At 59.3% G+C, this 13,504-nt stretch carries 12 protein-coding genes; 4 read left to right on the top strand and 8 right to left on the bottom strand.

Annotated features, from left to right (window positions below; translation table 11 throughout):
• Window positions 1–27: 27 nt before the first annotated feature.
• Complete coding sequence (locus ACWGZX_RS26190) at window positions 28–819, bottom strand: SDR family NAD(P)-dependent oxidoreductase (protein WP_452626065.1); 792 nt, start codon at window positions 817–819, stop codon at window positions 28–30.
• A gap of 124 nt (window positions 820–943) precedes the next feature.
• Here ACWGZX_RS26190 and ACWGZX_RS26185 point away from each other — a divergent pair, with 124 nt between their 5' ends.
• Both ACWGZX_RS26185 and ACWGZX_RS26180 read left to right on the top strand, forming a co-directional pair.
• Complete coding sequence (locus tag ACWGZX_RS26185) at window positions 944–1,891, top strand: GlxA family transcriptional regulator (protein WP_452626064.1); 948 nt, start codon at window positions 944–946, stop codon at window positions 1,889–1,891.
• Window positions 1,892–1,943: 52 nt separating this feature from the next.
• Window positions 1,944–2,603, top strand: coding sequence for a methyltransferase family protein (locus ACWGZX_RS26180; RefSeq protein ID WP_452626063.1), 660 nt, complete (start codon window positions 1,944–1,946; stop codon window positions 2,601–2,603).
• A gap of 124 nt (window positions 2,604–2,727) precedes the next feature.
• Here ACWGZX_RS26180 and ACWGZX_RS26175 read toward each other — a convergent pair whose 3' ends face one another.
• The 7 genes from ACWGZX_RS26175 to ACWGZX_RS26145 form a co-directional block, all read right to left on the bottom strand.
• Window positions 2,728–3,396: an HAD-IA family hydrolase gene (locus ACWGZX_RS26175; RefSeq protein WP_452626062.1), complete on the bottom strand. Its 669-nt coding sequence runs from the start codon at window positions 3,394–3,396 to the stop codon at window positions 2,728–2,730.
• 88 nt (window positions 3,397–3,484) lie between these two features.
• Entirely contained in the window at window positions 3,485–3,892 is a 408-nt protein-coding gene (locus tag ACWGZX_RS26170; protein ID WP_223517005.1) for a response regulator, read from the bottom strand.
• A 114-nt stretch (window positions 3,893–4,006) separates the two neighbouring features.
• Window positions 4,007–5,614 carry a GMC family oxidoreductase gene (locus ACWGZX_RS26165; protein ID WP_452626061.1) on the bottom strand — a complete coding sequence of 536 codons (1,608 nt, stop codon included), beginning with the start codon at window positions 5,612–5,614 and terminating at the stop codon, window positions 4,007–4,009.
• Between the two features lie 184 nt (window positions 5,615–5,798).
• Complete coding sequence (locus ACWGZX_RS26160; protein WP_452626060.1) at window positions 5,799–7,016, bottom strand: mandelate racemase/muconate lactonizing enzyme family protein; 1,218 nt, start codon at window positions 7,014–7,016, stop codon at window positions 5,799–5,801.
• Between the two features lie 13 nt (window positions 7,017–7,029).
• The gene (locus ACWGZX_RS26155; RefSeq protein WP_452626059.1) at window positions 7,030–8,352 is read right to left on the bottom strand and encodes an MFS transporter; all 1,323 of its coding nucleotides are present in this window, start codon (window positions 8,350–8,352) and stop codon (window positions 7,030–7,032) included.
• An 84-nt stretch (window positions 8,353–8,436) separates the two neighbouring features.
• A complete protein-coding gene (gene aldA, locus ACWGZX_RS26150; protein ID WP_452629070.1) occupies window positions 8,437–9,861 on the bottom strand; it encodes an aldehyde dehydrogenase in 1,425 nt (474 codons plus the stop codon).
• A 234-nt stretch (window positions 9,862–10,095) separates the two neighbouring features.
• Window positions 10,096–11,028 (bottom strand): LysR substrate-binding domain-containing protein, encoded by a 933-nt coding sequence (locus ACWGZX_RS26145; RefSeq protein ID WP_223517013.1) that lies wholly within the window; start codon window positions 11,026–11,028, stop codon window positions 10,096–10,098.
• 184 nt (window positions 11,029–11,212) lie between these two features.
• Here ACWGZX_RS26145 and ACWGZX_RS26140 point away from each other — a divergent pair, with 184 nt between their 5' ends.
• Together ACWGZX_RS26140 and ACWGZX_RS26135 are read left to right on the top strand one after the other, a co-directional pair.
• Window positions 11,213–12,391 carry a hypothetical protein gene (locus ACWGZX_RS26140; protein WP_452626058.1) on the top strand — a complete coding sequence of 393 codons (1,179 nt, stop codon included), beginning with the start codon at window positions 11,213–11,215 and terminating at the stop codon, window positions 12,389–12,391.
• 226 nt (window positions 12,392–12,617) lie between these two features.
• The gene (locus ACWGZX_RS26135) at window positions 12,618–13,493 is read left to right on the top strand and encodes a LysR substrate-binding domain-containing protein (RefSeq protein WP_452626057.1); all 876 of its coding nucleotides are present in this window, start codon (window positions 12,618–12,620) and stop codon (window positions 13,491–13,493) included.
• Window positions 13,494–13,504: the final 11 nt, after the last annotated feature.

The raw sequence follows: 13,504 nt of genomic DNA, 5'->3' as shown, positions 1-13,504 counted from the left end.
TAGTTCACCCTGCCCACCGCCCCTGTTTTAGCGATAGCGCGGTGCAGCACTGGAGTTGCCGAACAACCCGGAAAGGGTCTGACGCTGGGCTTCGTAACGGTCCCACTGTTCGCCGTCGTGCAGGCTCGGAATGGTCACCACTTCGCCTTTCGCCAGGCCTGCCAGCGCGGCGTCGACCATGTCTTGCGCCGACATCACGATCTCTTGCGGCAGGTTTTCCACCGGGTTGCCGGCCTCGTTCCAGAAATCGGTCGCTGTCGCACCGGGCAGTACCGCCTGGACACGAATGCCTTTATCCGCCAGTTCGCGGTGCATCGACTGGCTCAGGCCCAACACAAAAGCCTTGGTCCCACCGTACACTCCGTTGAGGATTTCCGGTGCGACGGCAACGATCGACGAGATGTTGATGACGGTTCCCGTGCCACGCGCGACAAAGCCTGGCACCACCGCGTACGCCAGACGCATCAGCGCGGTAACGTTGAGGGTGATCATGTCTTCCATCTCATCGACCGGGCTGCCCAGCAGTGGCATGACAGCGCCCACACCGGCGTTGTTGACCAGCAAGGTGATGCTGGCGTCGTTACGCAGAATTTCCTCGACCCGCAGCACATCGGTTTTGACTTTCAAATCGGCGGCGACCACTTCCACCGTGCGCCCGGTTTCGTTACTCAGGTGGTTGGCCAGCGCGTTCAGTTTGGCCTGGCTGCGCGCGACCAGGATCAGGTCGTAACCCTGCCGGGCTAGATGGTCCGCATACACCGCGCCGATGCCCGAAGAAGCGCCAGTAATCAGTGCGGTGCCTTTGGATGAGAGAGCCATGTTGAGTTTCCTTCACAGTGAGGCGAACAGTTCGCCGGGTGTGAACCTTTATAAGAGGTCTTACGCTTGTCTTAAATGACGTTTAAAGTACGTTTTCAGGACATGTCCTTTTGAGGGTCTAGCGATGACTGCCGTGGCATTTGTGGTGTTCGAGGGTTTCCAGTCCATGGCGCTGGCCGCCATGCCGGTGTTCGAGTACGCCAACTTCAGCGCCGGTGAGACGCTGTATGACGTCAGTGTGATCTCACAAGACGGCAGCACGCTACGCGCCTCCGGTGGTTTGAGTGTCGGGACCCAGGCCTTCGATGAACGGGTGTTCGATACCGTCATCGTGGTCGGCGGCGATGCCATCATCGAACAGGCGCCCGAAGGCGTACTGAAATACCTGCACCGCCGCGTGAATACCACACGGCGGATGGCGTCGATTTGTTCGGGGGCATTTGTACTGGCCCAGGCCGGTCTGCTCGATGGACGGCGGGCCACCACGCATTGGGCCTATGCCCGGGAGCTGCAAGCGCGATTCCCATTGATCAAAGTGGAAGAAGACCGCATTTACGTGGTCGACGGCTCGATCTGGACCTCGGCCGGCATGACCGCCGGCATCGACCTGGCGCTAGCCATGGTCGAGAAGGATCACGGCGCGGAACTGGCGCGTTCCGTGGCGCAGAAATTGGTGATGTATCAGCGTCGTGCGGGCGGCCAGTCCCAGCATTCGGCGTTGCTGGAGCTGGCGCCAAAATCCGACCGCATTCAGACCGTTCTCGGCTATGCCCGGGAACACCTGGCCTCGCCCCTGTCGGTGGAGCAACTGGCAGACGTGGCGCGCCTGAGCCCTCGGCAATTCAGCCGCAGCTTTCGCGCCGAGACCGGACAGACGCCGGCCAAAGCCATCGAAAATCTGCGATTGGAGGCGGCACGGCAGATGCTCGAACGCGGGCGCCTGACCCTCGATCAGATCGCCACCGAGGCCGGCTTTACTGACCGGCGCCGCATGCGCGAAGCCTTCCTCCGGGCGTTCGGCCAACCGCCGCAGGTGATTCGGCGCAATGCCAGGTCCGAGTTGAACGCGTGAGCAACATCGGGCCTCTAAGCTGAAAAGGGTCATTGCACATCACGAGGTGCTCATGAAAATCTCGCCCAAACTGGCGTTTTTCGCCATCGTCGGCACCCTCGCCTACCTCGGTCTTGCGGTGTGGGGATTAGGCGGGTTTGCGGCATTTTTTGCGCATGCGCCGTTAGTGGTGGTTGCCTTGGCGACCGTGGTGATGACCGTGGCTTCGCTGTTCACCGAGGTCAACTTGAGTTCCGGCGAACGTGAGGATCGGGCCAATCGCTGGGTGCTTCCGGCGTTCGGGGTGATTGGATTGCTCAGCGGGTTCTTGCCTGCCTACACCGACCGGATCGACGTCTGGACCTTCGGCGGTGAAGGCCTGCGCTGGATCGGCGCGTTGCTGTTCATCGTCGGCGGCGCACTACGCTTGTGGCCCGTGTTTGTGCTGGGCAAGCGCTTCAGCGGGTTGGTGGCGATTCAGCCAGGGCACAGGCTTGAGACAGACGGGATTTATCGACGCCTGCGCAACCCCAGTTACCTGGGAATGTTGGTGATTGCCGTGGGCTGGGCGCTGACGTTTCGTTCGGGTGTCGGGCTGTTGCTGGCGGCTTTGACAGTGATGCCATTGATTGCGCGGATTCACGCGGAAGAAGCGTTGTTGAGGGCGCAGTTTGGTGGTGAGTACGACAGTTATTGCGCCAACACCTGGCGGCTGATTCCCGGAATCTATTAGCCACTCCACAAATCTACTGTAGGAGCGACGGTGCGACGATTCGACTTGCCCGCGAAGGCGGTGTGTCAGTCGACATTGATGTTGAATGTTACGCCGCCTTCGCGAGCAAGCTCGACTCCTACAGTTAGATTTGCATAAGCCGGATATGGTGGTCGGGATCCATGGATGCGGTTACCGATTGATAGTTGGCCAATGTCGCATGCGCCGTCTGAATCGGATGCTCATGCGTCTCGGTGATGATCACCAAATCCGCCCCTGCCGCTTCCGCCGCCAGAATCCCTACAGTGGCGTCTTCAAAGATCAAACACTCCGTCACCTCAACACCCAACCGTTTCGCCGCCAGCCGATACCCCGCAGGATCCGGTTTACCGGCGCTGACATCTTCGGCCGTCACCATGACATCAGGTTCGGGAATCCCCGCCGCCGCCATCCGGCGCAAGGCCAGTGCTCTTGGTGCAGAGGTCACGATTGCCCATTGACCCGCCGGCAAGGCCTGAAGGAAAGCCGCCGCACCACGAACCTCGACTACGCCTTCCACGTCCTCGATTTCCGCCTGGGTAATCCACGCCGCTTCAGATTCGGCATCAACCCCCGGCAACCCCTGGCGATTGACCGTATCAATGGCGCGCACGCCGTGAATGGTCGGCAGGAAGGACGCGACATCCACCCCGTGGCGCAAGGCCCAGATCGTCCAGATCCGCTCGGCGGCGGCGATGGAGTTGAGGACAGTGCCGTCCATATCGAACAGGAAGGCGCGGTAAGGAGTGTTGAAAACGGATGGATGAGCAGACAAGGATCAGCTTCCTTTCGCAAGGGCCAGGCAGGTAAGCCAGCAATGTAGCATTTACTTGCGAGACGGGCTCAGGAGGCGCAATAGCGCTTCAGCTGACGGGCTTGGACTTCAAGGCGCCTTCGACACAGTCCAGCAATTGGCCGAGCGCCCAGGGCTTTTTGATGAACGAGACTGAATGCCTCACGCCGGAGCTTTGTGGTGTTTCGAAACCGGACATGATCATGATCGGCTTGTCTGGCCAGCGGTCGCCAAACTGATTGGCGAGGTCAGCGCCATTGAGCGTGCCCGGCATGCTGATGTCGGTGAGCAACAGACGGACATTGTCGGAGTGCTGCTCCAGGTACGCTGAAGCGGCATCCGCGCTGGTCTGTGACTTAACCACGAACCCTTCTTCCTGGAGGATTTCGCAGAGAAATTCCAGGATCAACGGATCGTCTTCGACCACAAGAATCAACCCGCCAGAAACGTTCGTGCCTGCCGTCGATACTGGCCCCATGATTTTACGACTCCCTGAATACACCCATGATTTTCGCGCGCTAAATCCGCTCTCTATCAATTATGAGCAGCAGTCTTGGCGGAAATTCATTTTTGATACACAGAGGCGACGAAATCAGGCGTCCTGCAAAATCAGATCGGCCCCCTTCTCTGCCACCATCAACACCGCCGCGTGGGTATTGCCGGATGTCACGTTAGGGAAAATCGATGCATCGACAATACGCAATCCCTTAAGGCCATGGACTTTCAAACGGCTGTCGACCACGGACTTCTGCTCGTCCGCCCCCATGGCGCAGGAACCGCACAGGTGGTAGATCGAACCGCTGTTTTCACGGAAATACTGCAACATCTGTTCGTCGGTTTCGACGACTGGCCCCGGCAACACCTCTTCAACGGTGATGCCCTTGAGTGCCGGTGCCTGCATGATTTTGCGCATCAAGCGGCTGCCCTGGATGACCTCGTCGATGTCTTTTTGCGTGCTCAGGTAGTTAGGGTCGATCTTTGCTGCGTCCCGCGGGTTTTTCGAAGCGATCTCGATGTACCCGCGACTGGTCGGCCGGCACGGGTTGAAGCACAACAGGAAGCCTGAGTACGGCTCCGGCTTGAGGCTGGCCTTGTTGTTTTTCGGGATCTGGTACGACAGCGGGTTGAAGTACAGCTGCAAATTCGGATTGGTCTGCTGCTCATTGCCACGGAAAAACCCGCCGGCCTGATTGACACTCATCGCCAGCGCGCCCTTGCGGGTGAACAGGTATTTCAGACCGAGTTTGAACTGGCCGAACAGCGAGCTCAATTCATCGTTGAGCGTAGGGATATTGGCCTTGTAGTAGTAACTGGCGCACAGGTGATCCTGCAGGTTTTGCCCTACCGCCGGCAGATGCTTGACCATCGGGATCTTGTGTTTGGCCAGCAGCGCCTGATCCGCGACACCGGACAGTTGCAAAATTTTTGGCGTGTCCACGGCACCGGCGCAAAGAATGACTTCCTTGTTGGCGGTGAAGGTTCGCACCACACCGTGCTGGGTGATGGAAATCCCGGTTGCGCGGTCGTTATCGAACAACACGCGATCCACCAGGGCGTAATGCTCAACGGTCAGGTTCGGCCGAGTGAGCGCCGGGTGCAGATGCGCAAAGCTGCTGGAACAACGTTGGCCATTTTTGGTATTGACGTCATAGATGCCCGAGCCTTCGAATTTTGGCCCGTTGAAATCGTCGCTGTGCGGATAGCCGAGCTCGTCGCAGCCCTTGAGGAACACATCGCAAATCGGATGGGTCTGGCCCTTCATCGGCGTGATGCTGATCGGGCCGCTGCCGCCGTGGTATTCGCTGTCGCCCAGCGGATGGTTTTCCAGTTTGCGGAAATACGGCAGGACGTCCTTGAAGCCCCAGCCTTCGTTGCCGTTGGCCGCCCAATCGTCAAAGTCGTGGGCTTGGCCGCGGACGTAGATCATCGCGTTGATCGATCCCGAACCGCCCTGCACTTTACCGCGTGGTGCGTAGATTTCGCGGCTGTTCAGCTGCTTTTGTGGCTGGCTGTAATACATCCAGTTGAAGGTCGGGTTGTAATACATTTTGGCGAAGCCGACCGGGATCTTGAACCACAGGGAACTGTCCTTGCCGCCCGCCTCCAGCAGCAACACCGAATGTTTGCCGCTGGCCGAGAGCCGGTTGGCAAGGATGCAGCCTGCGGCGCCAGCGCCAGCGATGATGTAGTCGTATGTCATGCAGGGTTACCGCGTAAGTCGTTGTACAAAAAAACCACCCGAGGTGCAAAACCTGTAGGAGCCGAGCTTGCTCGCGAAAGCGGCGGGTCAGCCAATATTAATGTCGACTGACACGACGCCTTCGCGAGCAAGCTCGGCTCCTACAAGGGAACTGCGCCAGTTCCCTTGTGGGCGGCAGATCCGCTCAGCCTCGGGCTGGCGATGTGTCTTTGACGTCCGCCGGGGTCGGCGCCATTTGCAGGTGCAGGCGCTCGCCGGTGTACGGCGAATGCTTGCGCACCACGTCCATGTTCAACTCCACACCCAGGCCCGGCTCGGTGGACGGGATGATGTAGCCGTCCTCCCATTGCAGCGGCTTGGTCAGGACTTCGGCATGGAACCCGCCCCAGGTCATGATGCTTTCCTGGATCAGGAAGTTCGGCGTGCAGGTCGCCAACTGGAAACTCGCGGCCGCACCAATCGGCCCGTTGTAGAGGTGCGGGGCGATCTGCGCGTAATAGGCTTCGGCCATGCCGGCGATCTTTTTCGCTTCCAGCAGACCACCGCAGCGGGCGACGTTCATCTGCAAAATCGACGCGCCACCGGCCTGCAACAGCTTGAAGAATTCGTACTTGGTGGTCAGTCGCTCGCCCGTGGCAATCGGAATCGAGGTCTTGGCCGCGACCTGCGCCATGGCGTCTTCCTGCCCCGGCGGCACCGGTTCTTCGAACCACAGCGGGTCGTACTTCTCCAGGCGCTTGGCCAGGCGAATCGCCGAGGACGGGACCATTTGCCCGTGGGTGCCGAACAGCAGGTCACATTTGTCGCCCACCGCTTCGCGGATCTTGCGGCAGAAGGTTTCGCAGCGCTCAAGCACTTCCAGGGAGATCTGGTGCCCGGAGTACGCGGTATACGGCCCGGCCGGGTCGAACTTCACGGCGGTGAAGCCTTTGTTCATGTTCTCGATGGCGCACTCGGCCGCCAGGTCCGGGTCGTCGTAGTCGTACTCGCCCTTGCTGTTCACCGGATAGAGATAGGTGTAGGAACGCAGGCGTTCGTGGACCTTGCCGCCCAGCAGTTCATACACCGGCTTGTTCGCCGCTTTGCCGATGATGTCCCAGCAGGCCATTTCCAGGCCGCTGACCACACCCATCATGGTCAGGTCCGGACGCTGGGTGAAACCGCTCGAATAGGCCTGGCGGAAGAAGCGTTCGATGTGGTGCGGGTCCTGGTTGAGCAGGTAGCGTTCGAACACGTCTTCGATGATCGGCAACATGGCTTTGGGGCCGAAGGTCGCGGCGTAGATTTCGCCCACGCCTTCGATGCCGCAATCGGTTTTGATTTTGACGAACAACCAATACATGCCACCGATGTGCGGTGGCGGAACGGCGACGATATGGGTTTCTAAGGCGACGATTTTCATCACAGACACCTGCTTATTTCAAAGAAGTCTTGTTCAAAGATTTACGATTGATACGAGCGCGCAAGGTCAGGGCCGCGAAGGTCCCGAGCAGGCCGACGAATGCGATGTAGCTGAAATACAACTTGTAACCAAAGGCACCCGGGTAATGCTCAGTGAGGTAGCCGTTGATCAAGGGAATGAACGCGTCCGGCAGGTAACCGACCACCGAGACAATGCCAATGGCCAGGCCGGTGATGCGCAGCGGAATGTTGCAGGTGTCGAGGATCGCCCAGTACAAACCGCGAATGGCGTAAGTCATCAGGCCGATGAAAATCACCGTGCCGATCAGCAGGCCCATGCTGTTGAGCGCCGGGAACACGACCAGGCCGACCATCGCCAACGTCGCGCAGAACAGCGCCACGATCAGCACCGAGATGTTCGAAAACTTGTCACCGAGCCAACCACCGCCGATCCCGCCAATCGGGCGCATCCACAATTTGAGGGTAGTGATGGTGCCCGCCATGACCGCGGTCATGCCGCCACCTTGCAGGTAATCGGAGAAGCTGTAGGTGGCCCAGAAGATGTGATAACCGCAGAACACGATGGCCGTCACCAGCCACAACTCAGGGATTTTCACCAGGGTGGCCAGGTCGCTGAGCAGGTTGTACTTGCCCTTCTCCACCGGCGCGGTGTCGTCCATCGACTTGGGGTCTTTAATCAACACCAGTACGCAACCGATGGCGATGCAAGTAAAGGCATAGAGATAGACGACGTGTTTGAAGCCCTCTGCCGCCGACTCGCCACGAGTTTCGGTGGCGAAGGCAAACAGCGCCAGTGCGACGGTTGCCAGTAATGCTTCGACCAGGCCGCGACCGCCATCGAGGATGCCGAAGAAGCGACCCTGTTCAGAGTGATGCGCAATCATCTTCACGCGTTTGAGCACCGAAGCCCAGAACGTCAGGCCGGTGGTCAAGCCCCAGCAACCGAAGATGATCATCAACCCGGTCATCGACGGTGCAGTGGAGTACCACAAGCCCAAGGCACCGGTAGCGACCAGCGAGAAGAAAATCAAAAACCGTGGGGCTATGCGGTCAGCTAGCCAGCCGCTGGGCAGGTAGCTGAGGAGGAAAATCGTACCGAGCATCGAGTACAGATAGCCCAGTTCGGTGGGGCTGATCTGGAACACTTCGAGCATGGTGGTCTGGTAGACCTGACGCAGGTACAGGATCGGGTAGATCGCACCGGCGGCCAGCACCAATAGCATCAATTGGAAATAGCGACTTCCCTTGTCACTGTAGCTTTTTATACCCGCGTTCGAACCCTGAACAGCGGCAGCAGTGGATGCATGCTTGGACATCTAGGTGACCTCTGGCTGCCCGGTGTTCCGGGCGGCCCAGTTAATTGTTTTTATGGGTGCTGCGTGAGGCGTGTGGCCGGTGGATCAGTACTTCATGACAACAAGTCGGGTCTGGGTGAATTCGAGCATGCCGTGCTTGCCGTCATCGCCGCCCAGGCCCGAGCGTTTCCAGCCGGCGTGGAAGCCCTGATACGGATCGGCCGGGGTGCGATTGACGTACAGCTCGCCTGCTTCAATGGCGTTGGCGACTTTCATCGTGGTGCGGTAGTTCTCGGTGTACAGCACCGAGGACAGGCCGAACTGATGGTCGTTGGCCATCGCCAGGGCTTCGTCGATATCGCGGTACTTGAGCACTGGCAACACCGGGCCGAAGATCTCTTCCTGGATGATTTCCATGTCCTGGCGGCAGCCGCTGAGCAGGGTCGGCGGGTAGAAATGACCTTTGCCTTGCGGGATAAAACCACCCGTTTCCAGGACCGCGCCGTCCGCGATGGCGCGTTCGACCATGGCGTGAATGTTCTGCTGCGAACTGGCGTTGACCAACGGCCCCATCTGGCTGGCGTCGGTAGCACGGTCGCCGAACTTCACCGCGCTGATTTTGCTTTTGAGCAGTGCGAGGAATTGCTCGTAGACACTTTCCTGCACGTAGACCCGCTCCACCGCCGTGCACAACTGACCACAGTGGGTGGTCTTCGAGGCGACGATGGCGGTCGCGGCCGCTTCAAGGTCGGCGTCGGCTTCGATGATCGCCGGGGTCTTGCCGCCCAGCTCCAGCGATGGCTTGGCGATGTTGGCCTTGCAGTAATCGAGCACGATGCGCCCGGCGTTGACGCTGCCGGTCAGAGTGATCAGGCCGACAGCCTTATGGGTGCAAACGACGGCAGCGGTGGCGTGATCCATGGTCAAAATGTTCACCACCCCGGCCGGCAATCCGGATTGCTGCACGGCCTTGGCGATTTCAAACGCCGAGGTCGGTGTGTTGTTGCTCGGGCGCACCACCACGGTGTTGCCAGCAATCAGCGCCGGGGCGATTTTGCGCAGCAGCGTATAGACCGGGTAGTTGAACGGAATCAGGCAGGCAACCACACCAATTGCCTCGCGGTGTAGAAACAGGTTTTCGTTCGGGGAGTCGCTGGGAATGATCTCGCCTTCGATGCGGCGTGCCCACTCGGCGTGATAACGGGTGATCTGCGCGGCGTAACGGGCTTCGTTGCTGGCATCGGCAACGCTTTTGCCGGATTCGGCGGCCAGGGCAGCACCGATGTTTTCAGCGCAGGCATCCAGGGCATCGGCGAAGGAGCGCAGGTGTTCGGCGCGCTCGATGCTGGTGAGTTTGCCCCAGACCTTTTGCGCGGCGGCAGCCACTTCAACCGCATTGACCGCCTCCACAGCAGTGGCCGCCGAGACGTGACCAACCAGTGCTTCGGTCGCCGGGTTATAGACTGCGATCAGCGCGTCGCTGGCAGGTTCGATGAAGTGGCCGTTAACAAAATTTCGCTCGAGTCGCATGTGCATCGCCCATCGTTGTTTTTATCCAGTTCGACCAGTCTTGGCATCCCGAGTGAGTTGAACAAACGATTTATTGAGCGGGTAAACATTCGAAAAATGCAGGTTACCTCCAAAGCGATGAGTTCCCCTGTAGGAGTGAGCCTGCTCGCGATGGCGTAGTGTCAGGCGATAAAGTTGTCGACTGATACACCGCCATCGCGAGCAGGCTCACTCCTACAAGGGTTTGTGTGTGGGTTAGAGGGCGGCCGTGGAGGGCTCTAGCTGCCGCTGTGCCAACCAGATTTCTTCCTGCAACCACTGACTGAACACCTGCAATTGCGGCATCAGGGTCTGCTCCGGTCGAGTCACCAGCCAGTAGGACTGGTGCCCATCCACGTGCACATTGAGCACCTGGGTCAACTGCCCGCTGGCCAGTTCCGGGGCGACCATGTGCCAGTCGGCGATGGTAATGCCCAGGCCGTCGATGGCCGCGCGAATCGCTAGGTCCAGCAAATCGAATTCATAGCCGCCCTGGGTGTCGACCCCGGTAATGCGCGCGGCGTCCAGCCAATGTTTCCAGGTCAGGTAGCGCTGGTCTTCGCGGGCCAGTACATGCAGCAACGTCAGGCGATTGAGGTCAATGCCCTGCTCGCTCCACTCCCGCGCATACAAGGTCGGGGAGCACACGGCGATGTGCCGCTCCTGGATCAGCATCGAGCTGTTCAGGCCATCCCATTCGCCATCGCCGAAACGGATCGCACAATCGAGGGTGCTGGTTTCCGCCAGGCTATCCTGCAAACGCGTGGTAATGCTCAACTCCAACTCAGGATGCTTTTCCCGCAAGCGCCCCAGGCGCGGCATCAGCCAGCGATTGGTAAAGGTCGGCGGTGCGTTGATGTGCAGGCGATTGGAATGGGTTTTCTGTTGGATGCTGCGCACCGTCAGCTCGATCTTGTCAAAGGATTGATGCAGCGCCCGCAACAACACTTTCCCGGCGCTGGTCAGTTCCAGGTGATGGTGGCGGCGCTCCAGCAGGCTCTCGCCGAGCTGTTCTTCCAGCTGACGCACCTGGCGACTGACCGCGCTCTGGGTCACGTTCAACAACTCGGCGGCGCGGGTAAAACTACCGGTGCTGCCGGCCACTTCAAACGCCTTGAGGGCATTAAGACCGGGCATTTTGCGTTTCATGTGAAGCACTCGAAGACGTTATCTGATCGGCCAAGCATCCCACGGTCGCCAGAGATTGTCCTACAGGATTTTCTCAGTAACATGCATCCGAGGAAGGTTCCTGCGCATTTTTTATCGTTTGTTCAACACACCATTGATCGCAAGACTGGCCGGCATCTCATATAAAAATAACCGAGAGCTGCCCATGCCCTTCCCTGCTTCTTTGCGCCTTAGTCCGTTGCACATCGCTCTGCTCTGCACCTTTGCGGCCCCTGCCATGGCCGTGCAAGTGACCGACAACCTCGACCTCGGCGGCGCGGTTCGTGTGCGCTGGGACTACGACCCCGACCGTGACATTCAGAAACTAAATTTCGACACGGCTTTCCTCTCGGCCAAGTACAACTCCGACAGCTGGATCGGCGCCGCCAAGTACCGTTTTTACGGTCGGGCCTACCCGTATCAGTACACCGACAAAGTCGGTGACGTCCAATTCGCCGAGACGGCGTGGATCGGCTACAAGTTCAACCCGGACCAACAGGTCCAGGTCGGCCTGAACCAGGTGCCTTTCGGATTGCAGCCGTATTTTGGCAGCACCTTCTTCGAAACCCTGGGCAACGTCATCGGTGTGGAAGACCTGTCAGAAGTCGGCACCAAGTACATCCAGCAAATCGGCGACTGGAACATCCAGACCGGTTACTACCTGCGCCCGGCGTGGCAAGGCAAAGGCACCAGCAACGGCGCCACCTACTCCAGCGTTGTGTCCGAAGCCGACAGCTACGTCACCGACGGCAGCAACAACCAGGAACGCCACGCCGTAGCGCTGCGGGTGGCCAAAGCCCTGGATCTGGGACCCTGGAAATCCGAAATAGGCCTCTCCGGCCTGACATCATCCCTTCAAAACCAGGACACCAATGACAACGGCCGGCGCAATGCCGCAGCCGTGCACTACATGGGTAAAAACGGCCCATGGGGCGTGCAGTTGCAGGCCGCGCGACAAGAGATGTCGCCGCGCAACCCCGGCACAGATGAACTGGTCACTTTCGGCGGTTATGACGGCACGTACAACGTCGCCAGTCGCGGCAACCTGTACGTGGCAGATCTCAGTTACGACGTGGCCGGCAAATACCTGTTCGATCAGGTCAGCGGGGTCAAGGTGTACGCCAACTACAGCGCCTTCGACAAATCCGAAAGCGGGTTCAAGACTTCTGAACGGATGATCGTGGGCAGCTCGTTTTCAGTGAGCAAATTGTGGGTCGCCACGGAGTGGTTGTTTGGCAAGAACGATCCATACATTGGGGGTAGCAGCTATACCCAGAGTCTGGGAGCTGGCGGGAGTGATCAGTGGGAGAACCAGGTGTATATGAACGTCGGGTATTACTTCTGATCCGGCATTTTTAGCGTCCTTCAGAAAGCCATCGCGAGCAGGCTCGCTCCCACAGGTTTTGTGTGCGCTGCAAATCACTGTAGGAGCGGGCTTGCCCGCGAAGGCGTCAGTGCAGACAATACTTGCATCAGCCCGTTGCCAATAGTCAGATAGGTACTCATCACCACACCGATAAAAACAATAAACCGGCTCACCACAACAGAAGCCGGTACGGAGCCCTCCTTCCATGCGTCAACTGCCCTCGCTCAATATGCTGCGCGTCTTCGAAGAGGTCGCGCGCCATCGCAGTTTCAGCCAGGCGGCGCTGGCCCTGAACGTCACTCAAGGGGCGGTCAGTCGACAGATCAAGCAACTGGAAGACTACCTTGGTGTCGCGCTGTTCGTGCGCACGCCCCAGGGCTTGTCGCTGACCGAATCCGGCATCGCCCTCTCCCCGCACCTGGCGCAAGCCTTTGACCACATTGAACGTGCCCTGCAAGCCGTGCGCGTGCCCAACCTGCGCCAGCGCCTGAGAATCCTCGCGCCGCCGACCTGGGCGACACGCTGGTTGTCCGCGCATTTGCGCGTGTTCTGCCAGCGCTATCCTGACATCAGCCTGAGCGTGACCAACCAGGCCGGCCACGACAGCCTCGCCGAGATCGACTGCCACATCCGCTTCGGCCTGGAAGCCGCCAGTCATTGCCACAGTCAGTTACTGGTGATGGAACGGCACATCGCCGTGGCCAGCCCGGAGTTGTTCAGCGACGGTCAGCCACCGGATCTACGGCGCTTTCCGCTGCTGCATATCCTGCATGATGGCAAACGCTTGAAGGTCTGGGAAAACTGGCTGGCAGCGACGGGACGGGACGATGTCGATGCGGGGCAAGGACTGGAATTCAGCACGCTGGATCAGGTGATTCACACCGCGCTCGCCGGTGGTGGGCTGGCGGTGATTGATCGGCAGATGATCGAGAAAGAGTTGGCCAATGGCAGCCTGCTGCCGATTACCCCGGTGGAAGTAATCGGGCCGTATGGGTATTGGCTGGATGTGGCGAATGACAAACAGGGGTTGTCGAAGGTGCGGTTGTTTACGGATTGGTTGGGATTAGTCAGCAACCCCTGACACACCCCATA

The sequence above is a fragment of the Pseudomonas sp. CLCA07 genome (assembly GCF_053615335.1).
The sequence above is the reverse complement of the archived record's forward strand: the minus strand, read 5'-3'. Positions and strand labels throughout refer to the sequence as shown.

What these genes read in the sequence shown, in the direction of transcription:
- ACWGZX_RS26190 (WP_452626065.1), bottom strand. Translation starts at nt 819, where the DNA reads ATGGCTCTCTCATCCAAAGGCACCGCACTGATTACTGGCGCTTCTTCG.
- ACWGZX_RS26185 (WP_452626064.1), top strand. Translation starts at nt 944, where the DNA reads ATGACTGCCGTGGCATTTGTGGTGTTCGAGGGTTTCCAGTCCATGGCG.
- ACWGZX_RS26180 (WP_452626063.1), top strand. Translation starts at nt 1,944, where the DNA reads ATGAAAATCTCGCCCAAACTGGCGTTTTTCGCCATCGTCGGCACCCTC.
- ACWGZX_RS26170 (WP_223517005.1), bottom strand. Translation starts at nt 3,892, where the DNA reads ATGGGGCCAGTATCGACGGCAGGCACGAACGTTTCTGGCGGGTTGATT.
- ACWGZX_RS26165 (WP_452626061.1), bottom strand. Translation starts at nt 5,614, where the DNA reads ATGACATACGACTACATCATCGCTGGCGCTGGCGCCGCAGGCTGCATC.
- ACWGZX_RS26160 (WP_452626060.1), bottom strand. Translation starts at nt 7,016, where the DNA reads ATGAAAATCGTCGCCTTAGAAACCCATATCGTCGCCGTTCCGCCACCG.
- ACWGZX_RS26155 (WP_452626059.1), bottom strand. Translation starts at nt 8,352, where the DNA reads ATGTCCAAGCATGCATCCACTGCTGCCGCTGTTCAGGGTTCGAACGCG.
- aldA (WP_452629070.1), bottom strand. Translation starts at nt 9,861, where the DNA reads ATGCGACTCGAGCGAAATTTTGTTAACGGCCACTTCATCGAACCTGCC.
- ACWGZX_RS26145 (WP_223517013.1), bottom strand. Translation starts at nt 11,028, where the DNA reads ATGAAACGCAAAATGCCCGGTCTTAATGCCCTCAAGGCGTTTGAAGTG.
- ACWGZX_RS26140 (WP_452626058.1), top strand. Translation starts at nt 11,213, where the DNA reads ATGCCCTTCCCTGCTTCTTTGCGCCTTAGTCCGTTGCACATCGCTCTG.
- ACWGZX_RS26135 (WP_452626057.1), top strand. Translation starts at nt 12,618, where the DNA reads ATGCGTCAACTGCCCTCGCTCAATATGCTGCGCGTCTTCGAAGAGGTC.